21 protein-coding genes are annotated in these 24,862 nt (G+C 60.0%); 14 read left to right on the top strand and 7 right to left on the bottom strand.

From position 1 onward, the window contains the following. Nucleotides 1–57: 57 nt before the first annotated feature. Nucleotides 58–3,441 (bottom strand): Ig-like domain-containing protein, encoded by a 3,384-nt coding sequence (locus CD175_RS06325; RefSeq protein WP_104448161.1) that lies wholly within the window; start codon nt 3,439–3,441, stop codon nt 58–60. Between the two features lie 292 nt (nt 3,442–3,733). Here CD175_RS06325 and CD175_RS06320 point away from each other — a divergent pair, with 292 nt between their 5' ends. Next, nucleotides 3,734–3,895 (top strand): DUF2986 domain-containing protein, encoded by a 162-nt coding sequence (locus tag CD175_RS06320; RefSeq protein ID WP_007974875.1) that lies wholly within the window; start codon nt 3,734–3,736, stop codon nt 3,893–3,895. 53 nt (nt 3,896–3,948) lie between these two features. Here CD175_RS06320 and CD175_RS06315 read toward each other — a convergent pair whose 3' ends face one another. Next, the gene (locus tag CD175_RS06315) at nt 3,949–5,271 is read right to left on the bottom strand and encodes a DUF1329 domain-containing protein (RefSeq protein ID WP_104448160.1); all 1,323 of its coding nucleotides are present in this window, start codon (nt 5,269–5,271) and stop codon (nt 3,949–3,951) included. A gap of 325 nt (nt 5,272–5,596) precedes the next feature. Here CD175_RS06315 and CD175_RS31600 point away from each other — a divergent pair, with 325 nt between their 5' ends. Next, the gene (locus CD175_RS31600) at nt 5,597–5,842 is read left to right on the top strand and encodes a hypothetical protein (RefSeq protein ID WP_104448159.1); all 246 of its coding nucleotides are present in this window, start codon (nt 5,597–5,599) and stop codon (nt 5,840–5,842) included. A gap of 23 nt (nt 5,843–5,865) precedes the next feature. Here CD175_RS31600 and CD175_RS06305 read toward each other — a convergent pair whose 3' ends face one another. After that, nucleotides 5,866–6,765, bottom strand: a complete 900-nt coding sequence (locus CD175_RS06305; RefSeq protein ID WP_104448158.1) for a LysR family transcriptional regulator — start codon at nt 6,763–6,765, stop codon at nt 5,866–5,868. Between the two features lie 347 nt (nt 6,766–7,112). Between CD175_RS06305 and CD175_RS06300 the strand changes: the two genes are divergently transcribed. The 5 genes from CD175_RS06300 to CD175_RS06280 all read left to right on the top strand — a co-directional run bounded on the left by CD175_RS06300 (nt 7,113) and on the right by CD175_RS06280 (nt 13,522). Further along, a complete protein-coding gene (locus CD175_RS06300; protein WP_104448157.1) occupies nt 7,113–8,240 on the top strand; it encodes a 3-ketosteroid-9-alpha-monooxygenase, oxygenase component in 1,128 nt (375 codons plus the stop codon). Between the two features lie 40 nt (nt 8,241–8,280). After that, nucleotides 8,281–9,246: a 3-ketosteroid-9-alpha-monooxygenase, oxygenase component gene (locus CD175_RS06295; protein ID WP_104448156.1), complete on the top strand. Its 966-nt coding sequence runs from the start codon at nt 8,281–8,283 to the stop codon at nt 9,244–9,246. A 265-nt stretch (nt 9,247–9,511) separates the two neighbouring features. Further along, on the top strand, nt 9,512–12,448 hold the full coding sequence (locus CD175_RS06290; RefSeq protein ID WP_104448155.1) for a sensor domain-containing phosphodiesterase: 2,937 nt from the start codon (nt 9,512–9,514) through the stop codon (nt 12,446–12,448). Beyond that, nucleotides 12,426–12,902 (top strand): GFA family protein, encoded by a 477-nt coding sequence (locus CD175_RS06285; protein ID WP_240628932.1) that lies wholly within the window; start codon nt 12,426–12,428, stop codon nt 12,900–12,902. Before CD175_RS06290 ends, CD175_RS06285 begins: the two co-directional genes overlap by 23 nt. Nucleotides 12,903–12,943: 41 nt before the next feature. Further along, nucleotides 12,944–13,522, top strand: a complete 579-nt coding sequence (locus CD175_RS06280) for an eCIS core domain-containing protein (RefSeq protein ID WP_104448153.1) — start codon at nt 12,944–12,946, stop codon at nt 13,520–13,522. Between the two features lie 12 nt (nt 13,523–13,534). Here the strand turns inward: CD175_RS06280 and CD175_RS06275 are convergent, their stop codons facing one another. Genes CD175_RS06275 through CD175_RS06265 form a run of 3 tightly spaced genes read right to left on the bottom strand, consistent with a single transcriptional unit; the run spans nt 13,535 to nt 16,580 of the window. Beyond that, the gene (locus tag CD175_RS06275; protein WP_102699557.1) at nt 13,535–13,885 is read right to left on the bottom strand and encodes a RidA family protein; all 351 of its coding nucleotides are present in this window, start codon (nt 13,883–13,885) and stop codon (nt 13,535–13,537) included. 27 nt (nt 13,886–13,912) lie between these two features. Further along, on the bottom strand, nt 13,913–15,157 hold the full coding sequence (locus tag CD175_RS06270) for an NAD(P)/FAD-dependent oxidoreductase (RefSeq protein WP_104448152.1): 1,245 nt from the start codon (nt 15,155–15,157) through the stop codon (nt 13,913–13,915). Nucleotides 15,158–15,161: 4 nt separating this feature from the next. Beyond that, nucleotides 15,162–16,580, bottom strand: coding sequence for an aminotransferase-like domain-containing protein (locus CD175_RS06265; RefSeq protein WP_104448151.1), 1,419 nt, complete (start codon nt 16,578–16,580; stop codon nt 15,162–15,164). A 350-nt stretch (nt 16,581–16,930) separates the two neighbouring features. Here CD175_RS06265 and CD175_RS06260 point away from each other — a divergent pair, with 350 nt between their 5' ends. From CD175_RS06260 to CD175_RS06240, 5 genes are all read left to right on the top strand, one after another. Then, entirely contained in the window at nt 16,931–18,364 is a 1,434-nt protein-coding gene (locus CD175_RS06260) for an amino acid permease (RefSeq protein ID WP_104448150.1), read from the top strand. Between the two features lie 84 nt (nt 18,365–18,448). Next, nucleotides 18,449–19,414: an ABC transporter substrate-binding protein gene (locus tag CD175_RS06255; RefSeq protein ID WP_104448149.1), complete on the top strand. Its 966-nt coding sequence runs from the start codon at nt 18,449–18,451 to the stop codon at nt 19,412–19,414. Nucleotides 19,415–19,430: 16 nt separating this feature from the next. Then, a complete protein-coding gene (locus CD175_RS06250; RefSeq protein ID WP_104448148.1) occupies nt 19,431–20,207 on the top strand; it encodes an amino acid ABC transporter ATP-binding protein in 777 nt (258 codons plus the stop codon). Nucleotides 20,208–20,210: 3 nt separating this feature from the next. Continuing rightward, on the top strand, nt 20,211–20,891 hold the full coding sequence (locus tag CD175_RS06245) for an amino acid ABC transporter permease (RefSeq protein WP_102699563.1): 681 nt from the start codon (nt 20,211–20,213) through the stop codon (nt 20,889–20,891). Nucleotide 20,892: 1 nt separating this feature from the next. Continuing rightward, a complete protein-coding gene (locus tag CD175_RS06240) occupies nt 20,893–21,540 on the top strand; it encodes an amino acid ABC transporter permease (protein ID WP_104448147.1) in 648 nt (215 codons plus the stop codon). A gap of 2 nt (nt 21,541–21,542) precedes the next feature. Here CD175_RS06240 and CD175_RS06235 read toward each other — a convergent pair whose 3' ends face one another. Then, entirely contained in the window at nt 21,543–22,820 is a 1,278-nt protein-coding gene (locus tag CD175_RS06235) for an MFS transporter (protein WP_104448146.1), read from the bottom strand. Between the two features lie 135 nt (nt 22,821–22,955). Here CD175_RS06235 and CD175_RS06230 point away from each other — a divergent pair, with 135 nt between their 5' ends. Then, nucleotides 22,956–23,414, top strand: a complete 459-nt coding sequence (locus CD175_RS06230) for a winged helix-turn-helix transcriptional regulator (protein ID WP_104448145.1) — start codon at nt 22,956–22,958, stop codon at nt 23,412–23,414. 223 nt (nt 23,415–23,637) lie between these two features. Then, on the top strand, nt 23,638–24,852 hold the full coding sequence (locus CD175_RS06225) for an SfnB family sulfur acquisition oxidoreductase (RefSeq protein WP_104448144.1): 1,215 nt from the start codon (nt 23,638–23,640) through the stop codon (nt 24,850–24,852). The last annotated feature ends 10 nt before the right edge of the window (nt 24,853–24,862 follow it).

Genomic DNA, 24,862 nt, shown 5'->3' with positions numbered 1-24,862 from the left:
TTACCGATTCGGGCCTCAGATCCTTTGAGGCCCTCGTCGCTAAAGCCAGGTTGAAGCTCAGTTCTTCACTACCGGCACCGTTACGGTTTTGCCGAAGGCCGACTTGATGGTCGCCGTCGGGGCAGGCGACGGGCCGCTGCCGACGGTTGTCACCGCTATAGTCCAGCGCGCGCCCGTAGGCGTAGTGGTCAGGGTGGCGGTGCCAAGGTTCACCGTACCGGTTGTTGTCGTGGCCGTCGCCGTGATGGTATTGCCCGTGCCACGCGAGGTGGTGCCGGAAAGTACCCAATACCAGCGGCTGTTGCTGCGGGAGGTGACGGTAGCGCCGGTGACGATCAGGTTCTCGACGACCCCTGCCGAGACCGCCACGGTTACCGTCGCCAGTGCCGATTCCGCACCCTTGGCATCGGCGGCCTGATAGGTAAAGGTCGCAGTGAATGGCGCGGTGACCGTGGCTGGTGGCGTGTAGATCACGCGCAGGCCATCGGTGCTGACCGAGCCCATGCCGGAGTCCGGTTGTGCCAGGCCCACTACTTTAAGCGGCACGTTACCGTCAGGGTCGCTGTCGTTGGCCAGCACGTTGATGGTCACCGGTTGGCCGGTGTTGCTGATGGCGCTGTCGGGGTTGGCGATCGGTTTTTGGTTATCGTCGTTGGTACGGGTATCACCCGTGCGGAAGGTAGGCAGCGCAGCGGAGTTGACGTAGGTCACGCCATCCCAGCCTGGCAGGGGCGTTGGCATCAACTGAAACTGGCCCGGGTTCTCGGTATCCCAGCGCAGCAACATGGAGGTGTCCTCGTGCTGGGTGTTGTGGCAGTGCTCCATGTAGGTCCCGGCGAATTCACGGAAACGGATCGCGATGTCCACATCCACCGTACTGTCGATGCCCTGGCCGATCAGATAGACGTCCTTACGTGCCCATTTTTCCCATTCCGGCGGTGCCTTGCCGTCGCGGCTGAGGACGACGCCTTCTTCGAAATGCACGTGTACAGGGTGGCTCCAGCCGTTGCCGCCGTTCTTGATTTTCCACACTTCCAGGGTGCCATCACCGGAGAACCCGGCAGGGGTCGGGCCGGTGGCCAGTTGCGGCGCGGCGCTGATCCGACGAAGGTCCGCGCGGTTGCCGAAACCACCGTCGGTCTTGATGGTCCAGGGTTCTCCGTCGGTGCCGTCGGAGCGGCCGAAGATGAACTCGCGATGCCGCACGGTCTTGAGCTTGGCCTGCATCGTTGGATCGTCGCGGTTGACCGTCAACGGAATCATGACCTTGCCGACCGGTTTACCCGGTTTGGCGGGTTCGTAGTCGGCGGGGTTCATGCTTACGTCCTGGCCGGCATAAGGCTGCACCACCATCTGCATGAACTTGCCAACCGCCGGGTCACCCAAGTCCCACTCCAGCCCCTTGCTGCCCAGTTTGAGCACGGCTTTGTATTTGCCGGACAGCACATCGGCCAGGCTCAGCGCAATATTCTCCGGACCCTTGCCGTTCTGGTGCTCCATCAGGTTGACGAAGTACAGCTTGTCACCGGTCTTGATCCCGTATTTCGAGAAGTTGACGATGATATCGAAACGCTCGGCAATGCCCTGGGTGGGCAGGATGGCGTTGTGGTCCTGTACATCGCCGTCGGCGTCCAGGTCCATGCTGCCGTCGAACGGCACGGCGTGTTCCATGAGGTTGCCGTCGTTGGCGATCATGTGGAACGGCACGCGGGTATAGGACAGGCCGGAACCTGCCGGACCGGGGAATTCGCCACCGGTGCCGACGACTTCACGCACCAGCGCGATCCTGAAGAAACGCGACACCGAGCCGTTGAGGATGCGGAAGCGATAGCTGCGCGCGCGCACGTTCAAGCGCGGCTGGTACTGCCAGTTGACCAGGATCTGATCGCCGAGGAAGCCATCGGTGTTGAACGGGTTGAACCACAACTGGCCATTGGCATCCCAGGCCTTGTCGGCCACCATCAGGTTGACGTCGTAGTCACGGTTGCCCCAGGGCAACGCCGAACCGCTGGGCAGGCGCAGGTTGACGCCGTCTTCCATGGCTTCGTTACCGCGGTCCATGGCGCTGTAGTAGTTCATCATCACCGCGTTGCCCTTGTAGACGTTCTGAGCGGTGAAATCGAGCATGTGGTCGTGGAACCAGTGGGTGCTCATGGTTTCGCGCCAGTCGCCACGGATCTTGATGCTGCCGTTGTTGCAGGTCTTCAGGCCCGGAGTGGCGTCGTTGACGAACAGGGTTTCACCCGGGGCGCAGGGGAAGGCCGCGCGCGGATCCTGCGCAGTGGTATTGATGCTGTCATAGCCGGCCAACTGGATCGGCCAACGATAGTCGTAGTACTGCCCCGGAAAGAAAAACGCATTGGCATAGCCGTCGCTTTCGGCTGGGGAGTGGCCGTTGTGTTCGTGGGTGCTGAGGGTGTGCAGACCAAAACCCATGTTGGCCGAGGGATCGATCGGCAGGGCGTTGTAGTGCCGCATCAGCACCGGTTGGCCGTAACGCACCATCAACAGTTTTGGTGGAAAGGTGCCGTCGAAGGTCCAGAGCGCCTTGTGGTTCTGAATCGGCATGTTGGGGTGAAAACGCGTGTCGATGCCTTTGGTGGTGCCCGCGATGACCGGGGCGTCCGAAGTCTGGTTGTAGAGCCCGCCTGGCCCGAATTCACCGACGGCGTAGTTGTGCAACTGGCGGCGGTCGCGCATGCCGCCGTTGAGCTTGGCGCCGGCTTGGGCGGTCTTGAAGGCGACCTGTGGGTAGAACTCGTTCCAGCGCTGGTGCGACCAGCCTTTTCCTGGCGGCCGCCCCTCGGCCGGCGAGCCGACCGGATGGCGGTTGAGGAAGGCTTCTACCTGCGCTTTCCACGGGTTACGGTCCAGCACGTTGGAATACTGTGACGGAAACGGGTACAGCCCGGGCTGGCGCATGAAAGCTTCGAGCGACGCAGCTGAAGGGCCGCTGCGGGCGATGCTGTTCGGGTCCTGGGTGGGCGCTGGGCCGACAATCGGCGGCGGGAACGTCAGGGGCGGCGCTGGCAGTGTGGGGTCGAGTTTTTCCGTGCCGAATTCTTCGAACAACAGCAGTTGCTGAGTGTACGGCTGCGCCCCGAACAACGGGCTGGGCTTGCCGTTGGTGGGGATCTTGAACGATGTCTGCAGCGCTGGCGGCAGCACGTTCTCGGCCCGTGGCGTGTACCGGTCGCCAAACACACCGTTGGGCAGGGCGATGGCGCCCTGGTTGGTGGAGGGCATGGTCAGAATGGCATCCAGCGCGGCCTTGGGGTCGGCCGGCGGGTTGGTAAACGCCGAGGGGTCCGTCGGTGGCGGCTGGCTGACATCGTCAAGCGGCGCGGCGTCTGCCGTGGCCAGGGAAAGGAGCATCGCACAAGGCAGGCTTGATTTACGCAGCCGGTCGAAGGAATTGCGTTGTGGTGTCGCGCTGTTCATTTTTTTTACCCCTCGGCTGATGTCCCGTCGTCTCCATGTCCGGGACGACCGCTGTGGTGGGCACAAGTGGGGGGAGTGCAACTAATGAGCCATCACCCGGGAAAAGAAAAAATCCAGGTAAATGAACAGGTTGTTGACTGGGGCATGGGCGACAGATGCGGGGGGTATTCCTCCAACTTGGTGGTGATTGCCCGGAAGGGTGGGTGAAGTAACCCAGTTATGGGGAACGTGGCAGCCCGGCCTGAATGGTTAAGCTGATATCATTCAAGAAATACCGGTTGAGCAGAACAACATGAATCGTCGCAAGAAAATAAATCAGTTGTTAAAGGCTAACGCCAAAAAGGCGAGTGCCAAACTGGCACCGAAAAGCAAGGATAAGTACATCAGCAAGGCTGACCGATTGAAGCTGGCTGCCGAAGCGGCTCAAGACCCGGTTGTTGCCAGCGAGAGCTGATCCGCGCAGCTCACGCCCCCTTTTTCCCATCAGGGGGCTCTGCCACCACGAACTCAGCGAATACCGGCGCCCGCCATGGACTCCGGCACCCACTGCGCCGTCGATAGCGGCTCGATGTAGCGGATGCCTCCATGAGGACCGACCACGCCATTGATGTTGTAGGTGCCTTTCGACAGGTCGTACGTCATGAAGGGCGTGGCATCCGGGACTTGCTGGTCATAGCTCTGGCTGAAGAAAGCGAAGGAGCCACGATACAGCTGGCCACGGGTGTCGTATTGATCAGAGGCCACTGCGGCCCAGGTGTCTTCATCCAGGTAAAAGCGACGCTTCTGGTAGATGTGCCTGGCGCCGGGCTTGAGGTTGCCCTCCACGACGTAGACCCGGTGCTTTTCCCAGCGAACGAAATCCGGGGCAATGAAATTCGGCGTGGTCAGGGATTTGGCGTCGCGAGCGTAGGTGAGCTTGTAGGTGTTGTAGGGCACGATCATTTCTTGCTTGCCGACCAGCGTCCAGTCATACAGCTCGAGCGCACGGGCAGTACCGGGGTTGGGTGTGTCGTAGGCCAGGATCGAAATCTGTTTGACCCGGCGCTGGGCCGGCATGTACTGCCAGGCGCGGCCGGGAAACTCCGTTGGATTGGTGGCGTTCTTGAGCATGATCGACTCGCCGGCTCGGCGCGCAGGCCCGGTATAGGACAGTTTCAACTGATAATAAATGTCCGAGCTGTTGAACGGCTTGGACATGTTCTCGTAGATGGGGAAGGAGACGAATGCCTCGCCGGTGACCGCCAGGCTCGGTACGCCAGCCGTGTCGACCGTCCAGGAGTCGTACTTGGAATGGATGTTGACGCCCTGGTAGCGCAGCAGGAAGTTCCACATTGCCTCGGCGCCCGATTGCGGGATCGGGAATGGCACCCCGGGCATCACATTGTCGATGGCGATCCCGCCGTTGAGGGACTTGGCATTGGTAGCATTCCGGCGGCTGTTGTCCAGTACCGCCTGGGGCAGCGATGCCGTGCGGTGGGTCGGATACACGTCGATGCGAAAGCCGGGGTAGCGCCTGGCCAATGCTACGGTGGTGGCGGTGAGCATGCCTTTGTACGAATCGACGTTCTTGCCGTTGATCACCAGCAGCGGTTTTTCGCCGGCAAAAGGGTCCGGACGCATGCTGTCGCCGGTCTTGAAACCGGGTGGGGCAGTGGTCAGGCCACCGTTGTAGGGCGGAATGGAGCCATCGGCATTACCGGCCTTTTCGGCTCCCACCCACGTCAGGCTGCTGCCCAACCGGGCGGCTTCCTGGCTCGATACATAGGCTTGGGCATCGATGGCCAGCGCCATGAAGGGTGCGGCAGCCAGAAGAGTTTTCACGAATTTCATATTGTTGTTCTCCTGCCTGGTGTTCCAGGCAACTCGTGACTCAGGCGCAACGTCGCTTACGTCGACTCGTCGCCAGAGACCTTTTCAGTACTGCCATTAGATAACCCCCGTGTCAGGGGCGCTTTTCATTCGACGACAGCCCCTTGGCTATTGATGACAGGCCCGGTGGGCCTCGGCGGGCATTTCGATGGCGTGATCGCTGAGAGTGACCGTCACTTGTTTGTATTTCCCAGCGGAATCATTGAGTTACTGAATGGTCATAGCCATGGCTGAACGTTTCGAGCAGCCGTGACCCTTCCATAATCCCGACACTCAGGACGTTTTCATGAATCGCGCAGTAGTTTTGATCGTGGCCATTTCCAGCGCCGTGTTGTTGGGAGGCTGCGGCCCGCATTGGGATGACGGAGAACGGTACGGGCGATATCACGATCATGATCATCGACGTGGTGACGACTGGAGAGGGGGCGATGATCGAGGTTATGACCGTGACGATGAACGTCGTGGCTATGATCGTAGCGACTATGATCGCGATCACCGTCGCTACCGTGATCGCGATGACAATGACGACTGATAGGTCGCATTGAAATGCGGGGGCTAGTGGGGAGCTGCTGTGAAACCTGGCCCGCCGCAGAGCTTGTGCCTGAGGCTGGAGAACAGAAAATCGAACATCTCTTTCTTGCAGGCATCCAGCGGAATCGCTTCGAGTGATAGAAGCCAGAGATCCGATCCTTGCCCTGTCCCCGTCATGAATCCCGGAAGCTGAACAAGCCCCGGCTCGGGCTCGGCAAAGGCTTGCCACATCAGCGCGACATTTTGACCCGCTTGTGTGGCCGCCTTGAGCGCGGCCCAGGAATCTACCCAGCTACCGGTCCGGGCGTCTTCCTTGAGATGACGGGTCATCCAGCTTGCCAGCATGCAGCCGTTCATGTCTTCAGACCACCCAACCCAGGTTGAGTGCTCCGGGTCCACACGGGGGCGAGGGGGACTCGCGGCGCCATAAACCGCGAGTGACAATCTACCCAGGCAAAGCCCTGTCAAATACTCAGGCCTTGCCCTCAAAACGCCCAGGGCAATGTCAGCTTTACGTTGGGTCAGAGCGATTGCCGGGTCGCGTACGCTAGAGACTTCAACGGTCACTTCGGCATGGGTCTGTTGAAAACGCATGATGTCGGGGAGCAGATCGCTGCCCAGTTCCGCTGCGACGGCAACGCGAACATGCCCCTCCAGTGCGCCTTGTTGCTTGACGAGTGTGGTTGACAACTGCGCGACATGTTTTTCGAGTTGCTTAGCACACTTCAAGACTTTGACGCCTACTTCAGTTGGATGATATCCGGACGCCGATTGTTTGAAGAGTGGACTGCCGATGCGTTTTTCCAGTGCTTCGACACGACGACCTACAGTTGTTCGATTAACCCCCAACGCTTTTGCGCCGCCCAAATAGGAGCCCGCTTCAACGGCGGCGAGGAAATAACGTAGATCGTCCCAGTCCAGCATTCTCGAGGCTCCTTTTTGTTCTAATAGTATTGGTTCGTGCAACCCGATCTTTCCCCTCAAGCACGGGTTTTACTTATGCTTGATCAGTATCGGGTTGAAAGGGGCGAAGCTGTGCATAAAAGCACGTATAGGTGCAGCGATCAACCATCGGGTAAAACCCCGAACTCAAAGTAGCCTCATGGCGCCTGCGGTGTACGCCTGCACTAAAGCAACTTGATTGCAGGGTGCGAGAATGCACTGTTGCGTGCAAATTTGAACCTTTACACAGCGTTCTTGCACTACTAGTTTTCTTCACATTCATCTGTATAGCAGTTGGCCCTGGAAGTGAACTTCATAGAGGAAGGAAGATGGTTGATTTTGCACGGATAATCTCGAAGTTGCCTGATCGCTATGCACGTGGCTGGCATTGCTTTGGACTTGAAAGAAATATCAAGCTGGGCGAAATAACTTCTCTTGAGGCCTTTGGGACAGAACTGGTGGCGTTCCGTGGTGAGGACGGACAGATTCGGGTTTTCGACGCTTACTGTCCACATATGGGAGCGAACCTGGCAAACGGTACCGTCAAGGGAAATACCCTGGAATGCCCATTTCACTCATGGCAGTGGGGCGATGGAGGCTACTGCGAAAAGATTCCTTACTGCGAGAAAATCCCGCCCAAAGCGCGGATCCGGCAGTGGGAAAGCATGGTCGAAAACGAACTTCTGTTTATCTGGCACGATCTCGAAGGACAGGGTCCGATTGCTGAACAGAAAATACCGGCACACAGGTGTTGTACCGAAGATGGCTGGTCGGACTGGGCCGTTATCAGCAAGCCGGCGAATACCAACTGCCGGGAACTGATCGATAACCTTGCCGACGTGTACCACTTTGAACCTGTCCACGGCTCACCCGTCAGTAGTTACCTTAATGTTTCGCAAGGACATACATACTGCCAGATGCTGACGGGCGGAAATCAGTTGATTGGTACAGGCGATTCGTTACGTAGTATTGCCTATTACTATGGGCCGTCCTATGTAATTGCGGACATGGAAGCCGAAATGTGGGGCTATAAACTTGAATGCATCATGATGATTGGCAATGTTCCGATTAATCATGATCGTTTCATGATGCACTTCGGGATGAAAGTGCGGGCGCTGGAGTGCTTGTCTTTTTCCGAGAATCAAAAGCTCATCGCTGAATACATTGCCAACGGGCAGGAAACTTTCTTTCAGGATCTGCGTATCTGGGATAACAAAAAACGCGTGGACAATCCAATTCTCTGCGGCGGGGACGGGCCGGTATATCAGTTGCGCGAATGGTATGACCAGTTTTATCTGGACCGCGAACAAGTGCCCCTTAAGTCCATCGAGAAAAGAGTGTTTGTTTCTCGCGAAAGAGAGGATACGGCGCAATGGCTTCTGGATGTTCATGGTGTCGGGCTCGACGGCCAGGCAATCAATCCAAGGGAGGGGGTGCTGTCTGGTTCCGAGGCATAGGGTGGCGCGCAAAAAACAATAAAAGCCTGGAGATACAACCGTGAAAAAAGACTTTTTTTCTGAACGATTCCCCAAGGGATGGTTTGGTGTGCTCTTTTCAAGTGAGCTGGCCGCAGGGGAAATAAAATCGTTCAAGTACTTCAATCGGGACTACGTGGCTTTTCGGGGTGAAAACCAGGAAGTGGCGATACTCGATGCGCATTGCCCTCACCTTGGCGCCCACCTTGGCGGCGGCAGTTGCGTAGGAAATACCATTCGCTGCCCCTTCCACGGATGGCAGTTCGATCAGGAGGGAAAGTGCACCGCCATACCGTACTCGGAGCGTATTCCACCCAAGGCGAAGGAAGGCGCGCTGAAATGGCACCACGTCCGGGAACTCAACCAGATGATTCATCTCTGGTTCGACCCTGAAGGTGGCGAGCCCGAATGGGAGGTTCCGCGGTCAGCCGAAATGAGTGGAGAGGAGGGCTGGACGCGTTGGTACTTCAAGCGCTGGAGGATCAAGACCCAGGGTAAGGAAATCATCGAAAACCTGGTGGATACCCCGCACTTCGCCATCGTTCACCAGTCGCCCATCGACAAGATCACCGTTGAGTACGACAGGCACATCGCGCGGCAGATTTCCTTGATTGGCCAGCACCCCACACTGGGCAGTCAACTGGAGACGGTGGCCACCTACTTCGGACCCGGCGTCATGCACGTTGAAATGCAGGGTACCCACGAAAGCCGTCAGGTCAACTTCCATACGCCGGTCGATCACGAGAGTCTGGACCTTTGCTACGGATTGAAGCTGCGCCATGATCATGCGATTGCGGATATTGACGCCATTGCCGAGGAATACGCCGGGTTTGCCCATAAGGCGTTCTACGAGGATGTCGAAATCTGGGAGAACAAGGTTTATCGCGAGTCGCCGCTGTTGTGCCAGGCGGACGGTCAGCTGTTCGAATTGAGAAAGTGGTATCGACAGTTTTTTGTTGATGCGCCACCTCAAGCCAACATTGCCTGATCAATGGTCCCCTCCATAGACAGCACTACAAGAACGCCACTCGCTAGAGTGGCGTTTCTTTGTCTGGGCCGGTTGATGGAACGCATCCCCGTAAAGACGCCGGCCCGGGCAATACGCAGCGAATAATTTGCAGCCCGTCTCATACCTGATACTAAAGTGAACAAATCATTGCAAAAAACGCTATAAGCTATAAATAAGATGATAGGTGGCATATTGCTAGCAATCAGTCAGTGAGTGTCGGCGGTTTTTGGCTAAGGGAGCCCTGATGAGTTTTCGTACATTGACCGACTCCCGGCGGCATTCGAGCCATTGCGAAGTGGCCGCACTCCAACCCATAGAGAATCCGGATACTGTCGGCATGGCTTACGCTGGCAACGACGACTCGATCGAACACGTGCTGGACTCAGCGCGCAACTGGGCCCACAGCACTGCCTGGGTGTTCTACCGCGCCGGCGAACAAATGCATTGGGTCGGGCAAGGCGACCCGCGGGCGCAATGGCCTTCGAGCATTGCCAATGAGGCGTTTGAAGCCTTTTGCCGGACTTCGAACCTGCACCGTTGGCCGACCGGCAGAGGTGAAAGTGAGCTGGGTTGGCTGCTCGCACCCGTCAATGATGCTGCTGAACCTGCGTTCGCGGACTTTGCCCAGCGCCTGGGCATCGAGCTACAGACCAATACCCTGGCCCGTGCGCAGATCACCCAGCGTGTGCTGTATGAAATTACCTATCTGGCCAGTTCGACCCGTGACCGTTCAGTGTTCCTGGTGGGGGTTCACCGGCTGCTGGCCAGCCTGATCGACGCCGAGAACTTCTATCTCGCGCTGTATAACCCGCACACTGGCAAGATCGATTACCCGTATTACGTCGACATCATCGACGTCGATGCCCTGGAATCGGAAAACTATGAATACCTTGACCCTTCGCGCCTGTCGTTGACCGGGCAGGTGTTGACCAGTGGCCAGCCATTGCTGATCGATTCCGCCGGCATTCTCGCGGCCCAGGCACAAAACCGTTTCCACTGCGTGGGTGATCGTCCCGAGTTCTGGATGGGCGCACCGTTGAAAAATGCCTCGGATGACGTGTTTGGCATGCTGGCGATGCAGGTCTACGACGTTTCGCGTGTCTACAGCGCTGAAGACCGCGCGTTGTTTCTGGTGGTCGCCCGTCATGTGGCCATGGCGCTGGACCGGATTCTGCACCGAGAGGACCTGGAAGAAACGGTGATGCGTCGGACCCTGGAACTGTCCGCGCTCAACGATGCATTGCGCCAGGAAGTGGCAGACCGGGAACGCGCCGAACATCTGCAGAGCGCGCTGTTCCAGATTGCCGAACTGTCCAGCCAGCCCGGTGACATGGCCGAGCTGTTCAAAACCCTGCATGGCATCGTCGGTGATCTGCTGTTCGCGCAGAACTTCTATATTGCGCTGTTCGACGACGCCACCGGCGAAGTGACTTTTCCCTATTACGTGGATGAGCGGCAGACGACCTGCCCGCCGGCACGGCGAGGGCGCAGGGGCCTGACCGAATATGTGATCCGTAAGCGTCGACCTTGCCTGATTGATGTCGCCGAGGCCGAACGATTGTCCGTTCAGGGTGAAATCGAACTTGCCCATGAGTCTGTACGCTCTTACTCCTGGCTGGGCATTCCCTTGTTCGAAGACGACGCGGTGCGTGGCGTGCTGGCGGTGCAAAGCTATACCTCGCAGGTGCGCTATACCCAGCGTGACCAGGAACTGCTGACATTCGTGTCGCGGCACATCGACACGGCGCTGTCGCGACGCACGGCCGCTGAAGCGATCCATGCCGCCAACCTCCAGCTGGAAGCCCGGGTGCAAAGCCGCACCCGCGAACTCGATCACGCCAACGCCAAGTTGCAGCACGAAAACGCCCACGATGCGCTGACCGGGCTACCGAATCGCACCTACCTGCAACAGCGCCTCAATCTGGCCTGGTCGCGGTTCGGCCGCGAAGGCGGGCATCTGGCGGTGATGTTCATCGATCTGGACCGTTTCAAAATGGTCAACGACAGCCTCGGCCACCACTTTGGCGACCTGCTGTTGATGCAGGCGGCCCAGCGTTTGCGCGGTTGTCTGCGCGAGACCGACATGCTGGCACGCCTGGGGGGCGATGAGTTTTCGGTACTGGCGCCCGAGGCCCCGCTGGACGTGATGATCGAAATCGCCGAGCGGATCCTGGTGGCGTTCGACCTGCCGTTTTTCATCAACGGCTATGAGGTTTTTTCGTCCTGCAGCATCGGTATCGTCAGCGCCGACAGTCAGTTCCATCACGAGCCCGCCGACTTGCTGCGCGATGCCGATGCGGCGATGTACCGGGTCAAGAGTGCCGGGCGCGACAGCTACGCGGTGTTCAACCAGGAAGTGCGCCGTGAAGTCTCGGACCAGGTCGAGCGTGAAGGGGCCTTGCGCAACGCGCTCAAGCGTACTGACGAACTGCTGCCGTATTTCCAGCCGATCGTCAGCGTCGAAACCGGCGAGCTGCTGGCCCTTGAAGCGCTGATCCGTTGGCATCAGCCGGGCGGCCGGGTGATCGCGCCGGGCGAGTTCCTGCCGGATGTCGAAGGCTTGCGCCTGATCGGTCGACTGGACCTGTACATGCTGACCAGCATTGCCCAGATCCTCGCGCAGCCCGAGCACGCCAATTGGCCTGCGGTGCACGTCAACTGTTCCAGCTACAGCATGACGCGCCCCGACTTCGCCAGTGAGGTGCTGGAACTGCTGGCGCAGCATCGGGTGTCGCCGTCGCGGATCTGCCTGGAACTGACCGAAGGAGCGCTGGTCGCCGAGCCGGCGATTGCCCGACAGACCATGCAGCAACTGGCCGACAACGGCATGTCGGTGGTGCTCGACGACTTCGGCGCAGGGTTTTCTTCCCTGAGCTATGTGCATCAGTACCGTTTCAGCGGTTTGAAAATCGACAAGTCGTTCATCCTCGAACTGACCACCAGTTCCCGCAGTCGCGCGATTGTCCGGGCGATTGTGCGGATGGCCGAGTCGCTGGACCTGAGTGTGGTGGCCGAAGGTGTCGAAGATGAAGCGACGCTGGATCTGCTGCGTGAAATGGGCGCAGGGCAGGCCCAGGGTTATCACTTTGCCAAGCCGATGGCGTTGAAAGCGCTGTTGGCGAGTGAACTGCTCGGCCGCCAGGGATCAAGCGGATATCATGGCGCAAGCCAACACGGATGAACATTTTTCAAGGGAGAGACTCATGGCATCAGGGCAATGTCTTTGCGGGGCTGTACGCTTTTTCCTGGCGGTAGAACCACGTTTTTTCTATCGCTGCCATTGCACGCTGTGCCGCAAGCAAACCGGGGTCGGCCATAATCTCGCCACACTGGTCAATGCTCGCGACTTTCGATGGGAAGAAGGGCAAGAGGCGATCACCGGTTGGCGCAAATCCACCGGGTACAGAAATGACTTTTGCTCGCGATGTGGTTCGACCGTGCCTAATGTACTTCGCGAAACACCTTATTTCTGGATTCCGCTCGGACTTCTCGACGCCGAGCTGAGCATGGAATGCATTGGAGATTTCTGCACCGATGACGCGAGGCCATGGGATGAACAACGCTCGGAAAAAAGTCATTGCGCAGCCCCGGAATCATTGGGTTTTCTTCTGCATGAACTCCAGGTCAATGCCTGACCCGGAAACGGTTCACCACTGTCCGCTGCCCGGAGCGCCGAATGCCGCCCATCACCACACCTCTGGTGGCGCTGTTTGTTCTTTGCCTGGCACTTGAAGTGCCGGCCCGGACCAGCGACTGCCCGGCTGGCGAGAGACAGGTGTGCCTGGACGGCTGCATCTGCCTGCCGGACGTGGTGCCCGAGGACGTTTACCAGATCGCGACACCGGCCCTGGCGCTGTGGTTGACCCAGGCCCGTGATGAAGCCGCCATCGCCGGTACCCAACCCATTCCACCGCACATCCGTGAGCAACTGCTGCCCTGGTACGACCCCGGCGTCCTCGATGCCGCGCGCTACAAAATCAGCGACAACGGCCAATTCAGCGCCGCCACGGCCATGCTGCAGAACCCCGATGTCGGTGCCGTGACGCTGATCGACATCATCCTCTTCCGCGACCCCCAAGCCGCAGAAACGGACGTCGCGCTCTGGGCTCACGAACTCAAGCATGTGCAGCAATATCAGGAATGGGGTGTGCAGGGATTTGCCCAGCGCTATACCCATGACTTCAATGCCGTGGAGGCACCGGCCTATGCCATACAGGCCGAGGTCAGGCGGGCGGTGCGCAAAGGGGCTGACTGAAGCCGTCCCGACTCAGCCCCGGTTGGCGCAGACGATGATTTCTACCCGCAGCGCCGGGTCTGCCAGTTTCGCCTCGCCACAGGCACGGGCGGGGGCATGGCCCGCCGGTACCCACGCATCCCAAACGGCATTCATGGCGGCGAAATCCGCCATGTCAGCGAGCCAGATGGTCACTTGCAACATCTGCTCCCGTGACGAACCGGCCTGTGCCAACAAGTCATCCACCCGTGCAAGGGCATCGCGGGTCTGACCGGTGATGTCGTGACGCGCTTCCCCCACTTGCCCGGCCAGGTAAACCGTATTGCCGTGGATGACGATCTGGCTCATGCGCTGGTTGGTCTGCTTGCGTTCGATTGTTTGCATCAATTGCACTCCTTTGGAAGGCATTGCTCAGAAGCGTTGCACGGAAAAGCTGTCGAGCCATTGGGGCGCCTTGCCGGCGATACAGTCAGCCACCAACTGACCCGTCGCGCCGGCCAGGGTCAGGCCCAGATGCTGATGGCCGAAGGCATAGATCAATCGCGGTTCGTTGGGTGACGGACCAATGACCGGCAACGAGTCAGGCAGGGAGGGGCGGAACCCGAGCCACTTGCGCGCGACCGGCTGGGTCAGGCCCATGACCCGGCGTACGTGGCGCTCCAGGTAGTCGAAGCGTTGCGGATTGGCCGGGTCATTGATCGAGCCCAGTTCCACTGTGCCCGCGACCCTCAGGCGACCCGCCATGGGCGTCATGTAGAACGCACTTTCCACCGGGCAGCAGGGGCGGTTGAGCAGGGTGTCCTGCAGATCGAATTCGATGTGGTAGCCACGTTCGGTGTCCAGTGGTATGTGATCACCCACCTGACGTGCCAGTGCCGCGGACCAGGCGCCGCCACACAGCACGACGCGATCGGCGCGCCAGCTTTTCCCTTCGGCACTGCCCAGGTACAGGCCGTCACTCTTGCGCTGCACGGTGGTAATCGTCGCCTGATGCACTGCGCCTTCGGCGATCAGTGGCGCGGCCAGCGCTTCGATGAAGGCGCGCGGGTCATCCATGTGCGACGACTCGGGAAACAGAATGCCGCCGACCGCTTTGCCTGCCAGCGCAGGCTCCAGTTGTTCGATATCCGCCGCGTTCAGCACTTGCTGGGCAATGCCCATGGCGCGGCGCAATTCGATCGCCGGTCGCGCACCGGCCAGACCTTGCTCGGTGCCGTAGGCATAGATGCAACCGTTGTGACGCAAATGCCGGTCGGCCAGCGGAGCGTCGGCCAGCAGCGGCGCATAGCCGCTGTAGGTGTGCTGGAGAATGTTGCTCAGGGCCTGGGTGTTGGCCTCACAGCGCGAAGCGCGACATTCATTGAGAAACCGCAGTAGCCAAGGCATCAACCTTGGCAGGCGTGCCCAGTTGATGACGAAGGGCGACTCCTTCGAAAACAGCAGTGACGGAATCGCCTTCAGCAGCGACGGCTGGGCAATCGGCATCACGCCGTACGGTGCCAGGGTGCCGGCATTGCCATAGGACGCGCCGCTGGCAATCGCGTCGCGCTCCAGCAACACGACCTGATAACCCTGGCGGCGCAGCCAGAGTGCGGTGGCAACGCCGACAACGCCGGCACCGATAACGGCAATTTCGCAATGAACGGGCTGTGTCATGTCCTCAGATCCGGTTGTGCATGTGGAGGTGACCCTGGCGTGCCAACTGGCTGATGATGGTCAGGGCTTTGATCAACTGCTCCCGTGACAGGGCCGCAGAGATATTGATGCGCACGGCTTGCGGCGAGAGTTCCGGACGCAAGGTGAAGGCACCGCCGGCCAGCAGCACCACACCGCGGTCCTGACACAGGCGGGCGAAACGCGAGCCGGTCCAGGGTTCCGGCAGTACCAGCCAGGCGTGGGTGCCGGTGGCGCTGTGCTGGAACTCCAGGCCTTCAAGGTGCGTGGCCAGCAGCGTCTGGCGAATGCGCAGTTCTTCGCGTTGTTCCGACACCAATTGCTCGGCATGACCGTCCTCGATCAACCGGGCGGCAATCAGCGCCGTCAGGGGTGACGTACTCCAGCAGTCGATGCGCTGCATGGCGGCGATGTCCTGCACCAGGGGTTGCGGGGCCATGACAAAACCCATGCGCAGCCCCGGCGCGATGCATTTGGACAGGGCCGAGATATAGATCGTGCGCTCCGGCAGCAGCGCGGCGAAAGGCGCCGGCGACTTGTCCAGCAGGGGACGATAGACGTCGTCTTCGATGACCAGCAGGCTGGTTTCTCGAATGACTGTCGCCAGTTCTTTGCGGCGCTCGGCATCGAGGGTGATGGCGGTCGGGTTATGGATCGACGGCACCAGAAACAACAGGCGTGGCTGATGTTCGACACAGGCCTGGCGCAGAGCTTCGGGGGACATGCCGCGTTCATCGGCGTCGACCCCGACCAGAATCAGCCCCAGCGAACGGCACAAGGCATTGATGCCTTGATACGTCACGCTGTCGGCCAGCACGGTATCGCCGCTGTTGGTCAGGCTGCGCAAGGTGCTGGCGATCCCGTGCTGGGCGCCTTCGCAAATCAGCATCTGCGAGGCCTGGGCCTCGACGCCGGTGTGGCGCAGCCATTGCGCCGCCGCTTCACGGGCCCACAGCGGACCTTCGGACGGGTGATAGTCCTTCATGTCGGAAAAGCGCGGATCGCTGGCAAGGCGCGGCAACAGCTGCGCCAACACCCGGTTGAAGCCATGGGTGGCGGGGCGATTGACGCTCAGGTCGACGGTGCCCGGGTCATTGCTGGGGGCCGACTGAAATTGCGCCGCCGGATGCCGCGGCTGTGCAACTTGCGTCCCGCGGCCCGGGCGGCTTTCCACCAGTCCTTTTTGTTGCAGCACGGCCATGGCTTTGGTCACCGTCGTGATGTTCACCCCCAGTGCACTGGCGAAATCGCGATGGGGTGGCAGGCGTTCGCCGGGCTTGAGTTTGCCGTTGCCAATCGCTTCGGCCAGCGATTCGGCCAGTTGGGCATAAAGGGTTTCTGCCTTGTCGCGTTGCAACGCCGCGCTGGCTTTGAGTTCGTCCAGCAGTTGTTCGAATTGACTCATGGTGCTTTATCCCTGCTTGTCATGCTCTGAGCCAGACAATAAGCGAATTTGTATTGCTTTTTATCCGATACAAAGCCCATTGACAAGCTAAAAAACCGTGATTAGTGTGTGAGTTGTAATGCTTGTCATGCAACACAATAAGAAAATGGCTGGCGATGACCAGCCCAAACGGGTAAGCACATGACTCATAAAACCTTCCAGCCGGGCTCAGCCCTGGCTACCCGACACCAAAGCCTCTTGCCCCTGAGAGTGGGCGGCACAGAGTATCCGGTGAGTTGTCCCCCTCGCGCAAAGTCTTCGATGAATTTATCCGGTCGATCGACCCTATCCACCCCAGCGGAGGTCCTCCGATGAGCAACGCCCAGCCACGCAAGACAACATCCGGCCAGCAACGCCTCAGCGGGGCACTGCGTCAGCGCCATATCACCATGATCTCCCTGGGCGGGATCATTGGTGCCGGCCTGTTTGTCGGCAGCAGCGCAACGATTCAGGCAATCGGGCCCGCCGCGTTTCTCAGTTATCTCGCTGCCGGCATCGTGGTGATGCTGGTGATGCGCATGCTCGGTGAAATGGCCGTGGCCTTGCCCGGCGTCGGCTCCTTTACCGAATACGCACGTATCGGCCTGGGTAATTGGGTCGGGTTCACCAGTGGCTGGTTGTACTGGTACTTCTGGGTGATCGTGGTGGCGGTGGAAGCGGTGGTCGGCGCCAATATCCTTGAACAGTGGATACCGCTGCCGGCCTGGATGATCGGGCTGAGCCTGCTGGCGATCATGACCGCCATCAACTGCCTGTCGGTGAAATCCTATGGCGAGTTCGAGTACTGGTTCGCCTCATTAAAGGTTTTCGCGATCATCGTCTTCATCTTTGTGGTGGGCGCCTACCTGTTCGGGTTCGCGCCGAGCACCAGCGCGCTGCTGGGCAATCTGGTAAATGACCGCGGCTTCATGCCTTACGGCGTGAGTGCGATCCTGGCCGGCGTGCCGACGGTGATCTTCGCGGTCGGCGGCGCCGAGATCGCGACGATTGCCGCCGCCGAGTCCGACGATCCATCGAAGAACGTCGCCAACATGACCCGTTCGGTGATCTTCCGTGTCATCACCTTTTATGTCGGCTCGATCTTCCTGATTGTCTGCGTGGTGCCCTGGGGCCAGATCGTCGCCGGTCATTCGCCGTTCGTGGCAGCGCTGGAGGTCATGCGCATTCCCGGAGCGGCGATGATCATGCAGGCGGTGGTGCTGGTCGCTGTGCTGTCGGCGCTGAACTCCGGGCTGTATGTGTCTTCGCGGATTCTGTTCGGCCTCAGCCAGCGCGGTGACGCCCCGGCAAAACTGTCGGTGCTGACCGGGCGCAAAGTGCCCAGGGCCGCCGTACTGCTCAGCAGTGTGATCGGCTACATCGCGATCATGGCGGCGATCATTTCTCCGCAGGGCGTGTTCCTGTTCCTGGTCAACGCTTCCGGTGCGGTGATGCTGTTCGTGTACCTGGCGGTAGCACTGGCGCAGATCAAGGTTCGACGCCAGGTCGAAGCCACCGCGCCGGCCCGGCTGACCCTCAGGATGTGGCTGTTCCCATGGCTGTCCTATGCTGTGGTGGCAGTGATTGCGGGTGTATTGGTGGCCATGGCGTTCCAGGAATCCTTGCGTACACAGTTCCTCGCCAGCCTCGTCAGCCTCGCTGTGGTGTCTGTCGCTTACCTGGTCCTCAGGCGCCAACGGCAAACCGCCGCCACCCCCCACGTCAATGCCATCGACATCCTCGCGGGTCTGCCGACACGGTCATAAATCACGGGAAGCATCGCGCCACGGACGGCGGTTGAGTAGCAAGGCTTGTTCCGGTCACAACAATAATTTGCCTATAGGTGATGTATGTCCGACTTCAAGTTCAATACCCAGGGTGTTTCCCGGCGCGCAGTGCTCAAGGCCGCAGGCTACGGTTCGTTGGCGGCAATGGCTGCCAGTGCCACGGGCCCGATGTCGTTCGCGTTCGCTGCCGACAAACCAATCAAGACCGTACGTCCCGGTTACCTGACCGCGGCCTGCCTGGGCGACATGCCCTTGGGCGCGCTGCGCGAAGGCGTCCCGGTCGGGACCGATCTGGAGTTGCTCAAACTGATTGCCGACCGCCTCGAGCTCAAGCTCGACGTACTGACCATGGGTTTCCCGGCGGTGGTCGAAGCCGTGCGGTCCGGGCGTGCCGACTGGTTTGGCGGCAACTTCGCGTGGAACCCCATGCGCTCGAAAATCCTGCTGTTGACCGACCCGGTGTTCTACACCGGTGCCTACGTGATCATGCGCGACAGCGAACCGTTCACCGACTCGATCACGGTCAACGATGTGAAGGGCCGCACCATCGGCGCCATCACCGGTTATTTCACAATCCCCGACATGAAGAAAATCGAGGGCGTGAAGGAGGTCAAACTCTACGACAACACCGATTCCTGCCTGCGCGACGTGCGCGCCGGGCGCCTGGATTTCGCCGTGCTGGATGCGCCGACCATCGACTACATGATCCTTCAGGACCCCAGCCTCAAGCTCAAGCAGATCCCCATGGCCTACGACGAGAAATTCCCCAGCCTGACCGCCAAGTTCGAGGCGATCTGGGGTGTTCATCCGCAGAACCAGGACCTGTTCGATGGGGTGAACCAGGGGCTGCGCTGGTTGAAAGCCACGGATCAGATCAAACCGGTGCTGGCCAAGTACGGCATCAAGAACCCGGACTACCTCGTACCGCCCGCCAAGGACCCGCGCATCGGTGTGGACCGCGACGAGAAGGGCAATGTCATTGGACCCTTCGAGCATCCAGCCCGTGATTTCAGTCAGGCCTTTGCCTGAATCGAGGACCTGACCCATGGCTGAATCCACTCCACTGGTGCGTATCGAAGGGCTGCACAAGTCCTTCGGTAGCCTGGACGTTCTCAAAGGCATCGACCTCAACGTGCAGCAGGGCCAGAAAATCTCGCTCATCGGCCCCAGCGGCTCGGGCAAGACCACCTTACTGCGTTGCGTCAACTACCTGGAAGAGCCCACCAAAGGCGACATCTACATTGACAACGAACTGATCGGCCAGCGCCTGGTGGGCAGTCGAAAAGTGCCCATGAGCGATAAGGAACTGGCGCGGATGCGCGCCGAAATCGGCATGGTGTTCCAGCGCTTCAACCTGTTCCCGCACCTGTCGGTGCTGGAAAACATCATCCTCGGTCCGCTCAAGGTGCAGCAGCGCAATCGCGCCGAAGCGGTGGAGCTGGCAGAGGATCTGCTGAACAAGGTCGGCATGTTCGCCAAGCGCGATGCATTTCCCGAGCAACTGTCGGGCGGGCAACAGCAAAGGATCGCCATTGCCCGGGCGCTGGCGATGAAGCCCAAGTTGATGCTGTTCGACGAGGCGACCTCGGCGCTGGACCCGGAGTTGGTCGGGGAAGTGCTGGGCGTGATGCGCAGGCTGGCGGAGGAGGGCATGACGATGATCATCGTGACCCACGAAATGAGCTTCGCCGAAAGCGTTTCCGACCAGGTGATCTTCATGGCCGACGGCAATATCGTCGAACAGGGACCGCCGCGGCAGATTTTCCGCGAGAGCCAGGTCGAACGTACCCGCTCCTTCATCCGCGCCGTGCAGGAGCATTGATCGATGTTCGATACCACTGCACTGAACAAAGCCATCGAGATGCTGCCGTACTTCTTGAACGTACTGGGCGTCGGCGCGCTGACCACCATCGGCCTGACGGCTGCTGCGTTTGTGGTGGCGGCGCTGTTGGGTTTTTGCCTGGCGTTGATGCGGCTTTCGCGCAGCCGCCTCCTGAGCCTGATCGCCAGCGTTTACCTGGAGATCTTTCGCAACATACCGATCCTGACCCAGTTGTTCATTCTGTACTTTGGCCTGACCTATATCGGCATTACCCTGCCGGCGATCGGTGCGGCGATCATCGGCTTCGGTCTGAACGGTGCGGCCATTCTGTCGGAGGTTTTCCGGTCGAGCATCCGCACCATTGACCGTGGACAAAGCGAAGCGGCGTTCTCCATCGGCATGACCCGGTCTTTGGCGATGCGCATCATCGTGCTGCCACAAGCGTTCAAGGTGGCGATTCCGGGGATGGCCAACTTCGCCATCGGCCTGCTCAAGGACACCTCCCTGGCGTCTGCGGCGGCAGTGCCGGAGTTGACGTTCAAGGCGAAAATGCTGGTCAGCGAAACCTACCAGACCAACCTGATCTACTTCCTGCTGGCGATGATCTACCTGATCCTGAGCCTGGTGCTTTCCCACTGGGCGGCGCGCACCGAACGCCGTCTCAAAGTCGTCAAGGAGAATTGAGATGGGCTATGGCGAGTTGTGGGACGCGACCCATGTCGAATTGCTGGCGGCCGCCTGGGCCACACTCCAGTTGGCGTTCGGTGCGTTGGTCATCGGCTTGATCGTCGGTTTGCTGGTGGCGCTGGCACGGCTTTCCGGCAACCGCGCATTGCGGCGCGCCGCGCTCTATTACATCGAGCTGTTTCGTGGCACCCCGGCGTTGGTGCAGTTGTTCATCGTCTATTTCAGCCTGACCGAAATCGGCGTTCATTTCAGCTCGTTCCAGGCTGCCATGATTGGCCTGGGACTGAACGCGGCGGCGTATCTGGCAGAGATATACCGTGCGGGGCTCGAGGCCGTGCCCAAGGGGCAGGTGGAAGCGGCGAAAGCGATTGGCATGGCACGCCACAACGTGTTGCGCTGGGTCGTGTTGCCCCAGGCCATCCGCATCGTGCTGGCGCCCATAGGCAACGTCGCGATCTCGCTGTTGAAGGATACGTCCGTGGCTTCGCTGATCGCGGCACCGGACTTGATGCTGCGGGCGCAGGATTTGAGTTCGGTGTATTTCATGCCGCTGGAAATCTACATTCTGGTCGGCGCGATCTACTTTGCCCTGTGTTATCCGCTTTCACTGGCCGTGCGCATGCTCGAGCGCAAGACCAGGCACTGAGGTTATCTGGCGTAGCGCTGCCTGTGCCAACGCCAGGTGATCAACCACAGCACCAGGGCCGTCGCACTGATCGAGGCACCCAGCAGGCTGACGGCTGTCCAGCCCCAGTGCGCATACACCTGGGTCGCGGCCGCGGCTCCCAGTGCGCTACCCACCGAGTAAAAGCACATGTAGGCGCCCACCATGCGGCTCTGGGCGTCGGGGCGTGCGGCAAAAATGAGGCTCTGGTTGGTGACGTGTACGGCTTGCACCGCGAAGTCGAGCAGGACCACTGCGCACACCAGCGCGATCAGTGACGTCGGCGCAAACGCGATGGGCATCCAGGACAGCGTCAGGATCACCAGCGAAATGCCGGTCACGCGTTGCCCCAGCCCCTGATCGGCCCAACGACCGGCTCTTCTGGCAGCGAGCGCACCGGCGACGCCAGCCAGACCGAACAGGCCGATGGCCGTGTGCGACAGCGACAGTGGAGGCGCGCTCAGTGGCAGCACCATGGATGTCCACAACACCGAAAACGCGGCAAAGATCAGCAAGGCCAGCAAGCCCCGGATGCGCAAGACCGGTTCGGTCATGAACAACCTGAACATCGAGCGGATGAGTGCCGGGTAGGTGTTTCGGTTGCGTGGAGACTCTGTGGCAGGAAGCACTTTCCAGAACACCGCCGCGAGGGCCAGCATCAATCCCGAAGAAACGAAATACACGGCGCGCCAGCCCGCCAGATCGGCGATCAGCCCAGAGGTAAACCGCGCCAGAAGAATGCCCAGGACAATGCCGCTGGTGACGGTGCCCACGGCCTGGCCCCGTTGTGACGGCGTTGCCAGCACGGCGGTATAGGCCACCAGCACTTGAACCATCACCGCGAGCAAACCGACGATGACCATGGCGCCCAACAGAGTCAGCCATTGCTGCGCTGCGCCGACTCCCGCCAGTGCAACCGCAGACAGCAGCACTTGCGTCAGGATCAACCCCTTACGGTTGAGCAAGTCGCCCAACGGGACGATGAACAGCAACCCCAGCGCGTAACCGACCTGGGTAGCCGTGACCACGACCCCGATCATCGATGAGGCAACCCCCAGGCTCTGCGCCATTGAATCGAGCAGGGGTTGCGCGAAATACACGTTGGCGACTGCAAGCGCGCAGGTGACGGAAAACAGCAGTGTGAGTGACGCAGACAGCCCGGCAGAGCTATCTGCGCGGGCGCTTTCCCCATTATCCGCATCGGGCAGGCCTGAAGCCTGCTGGGCGAAGGGGCGGGTGGCTGAATCGGCATCGGCTGTCACAGGAGCCTCCGTGGCGCTAAACTGGTTTCAATTAAAAACTGGATTGAATTGTTATCGAAACAGGTTTAAAATTGCAACCACTTTGCTCGAGATTGCACGGCAGGCCCGGCAATCCTTATCCGGAAGGTCAATACGATGGTCGAAGACACTTCATCGCACAGCAGCGAATGCCCGGTAGCCAGAACACTGGAGGCCATTGGGGATCGATGGTCGCTGATGATCATCCGCGACGCATTCGACGGCATTCGCCGATTCAGCGAATTTCAAAAAAGCCTGGGCGTGGCCAAGAACATTCTGGCATCGCGCTTGAAAATGCTGGTTGAGGTCGGTGTGTTCGACGTACAACCCGCGTCAGACGGCAGTGCCTACAAGGAGTACGTCCTTACGGACAAAGGGCGGGAGATCTTTCCGGTGGTGGTCAGCCTGCGGCAGTGGGGTGAACGTTTCCTGTTCAAGCGCGAAGAGACGCGCTCTGTGCTGCTGGACAACGAGCGCGGCCAGACCCTGATGCCGATTGAAGTTCGCTCCTCCGGCGGTCAGAAGCTTGGGCCGTCCGACTGCCACAGAGTGAGAGTGGTTGCCGACGAGTCGTGAACAAGGGCAGCCAATCCCCTGACCACTGTTGAATATTCAACAGTACTTCAACAACAAGTGTCCGGCTGGCGATTTCACTCTTCATTGAAATCTATATGTTATTGATATTTAACGAATAAATATCATGGCATGGATCATGCTCTATCTGGGTAAGGCTCCGTACCGACAGTCATTTGCAGGACTGTGCGGCCGTTGGCGGAGCCACCGTTAGAGTGAGGAATCCATGTCAGTTGCAGCCGCCTACCCGATCAATCCACCTTCGGCCCATGTGATCCGTGATGACGCCGAAGCCATACGTATTGCCCATGAAATCGCCGCGTTGTTGCAAGTCGGTGCCTCCGAGCGCGATCAGACGCGTCAGGTGCCGGTCGAGGTGGTCGATGCTTTTTCCAACAGCGGACTGTGGGGCATTACGGTGCCTCGGCAGTACGGTGGCGCCGAGGTGTCTTACGCGACCCTGGCCCACGTCATCGCGATTGTCTCGGCGGCCGACCCATCCCTTGGCCAGATCCCGCAGAACCATTACTGCCTGCTGGAAGACATCCGCTTGCAGGGTAGCCACGACCAGAAGCAGTTCTTCTTCGACCTGGCCCTGGCGGGCAATCGTTTCGCCAATGCGCTGTCGGAAACCGGCGGCAAGAACGTGCAGGACATCCGTACCCGCCTGGTCGCAGACGGCGAGGGCTATCGCATTGATGGGCGCAAGGGTTATTGCACCGGATCACTCTATGCCCATTGGCTGGGCGTATTGGCCCTGGACAGCGAAGACCGTGCACAACTGGCCTTCGTACCGCGCCACACCGAGGGTTTGCATGTGGTGGACGACTGGGACAGCATCGGCCAGCGCACCACGTCCAGCGGCACCGTGCTGGTCGAGGGGCTGTGGGTGCCGGCCTTCAACCTGTTCCCGACCTACCGCTCCTACGAGCGCCCGACCCTGGCCGGCCCCTTTGCGCAGATCACCACGGCGGCCATCGATGCGGGCATTGCCCGTGCGGCGCTGCGTGACACCATCAGCTTTGTCCGTGAGCAGGCGCGGCCATGGATCGATGCCGGGGTGGAAAAGGCCAGTGAAGACCCGTTGACCATCATTCAGGTCGGCGCACTGGACATCCGTCTGGAAGCCGCCGAGGCGCTGCTCGAGCGTGCCGGCCTGGTGCTCGACCAGGCCCGCTCGGCGTCCGATGAACAGTCGGTTGCGCAGGCATCGCTGGCCGTGGCCAGGGCCAAGGTGTTGACCACCGAAATCGCCATCGAGGCCAGCAACAAGCTGTTTGAACTGGGCGGCACCCGCTCGACGCTGCGCAAGCACAACCTCGATCGCCATTGGCGTAACGCGCGGGTTCATACCCTGCACGACCCTGTGCGCTGGAAGTACCACGTCGTGGGTAACTGGTTGCTCAACGGCATCAAGCCGCCTCGCCATGACTGGTCCTGAGGACGCGCAG

The sequence above is a fragment of the Pseudomonas laurylsulfatiphila genome, from assembly GCF_002934665.1.
Taxonomy (GTDB): domain Bacteria; phylum Pseudomonadota; class Gammaproteobacteria; order Pseudomonadales; family Pseudomonadaceae; genus Aquipseudomonas; species Aquipseudomonas laurylsulfatiphila.
Note: the sequence above shows the minus strand (reverse complement) of the source record. Positions and strands in the feature narration are given on the sequence as shown.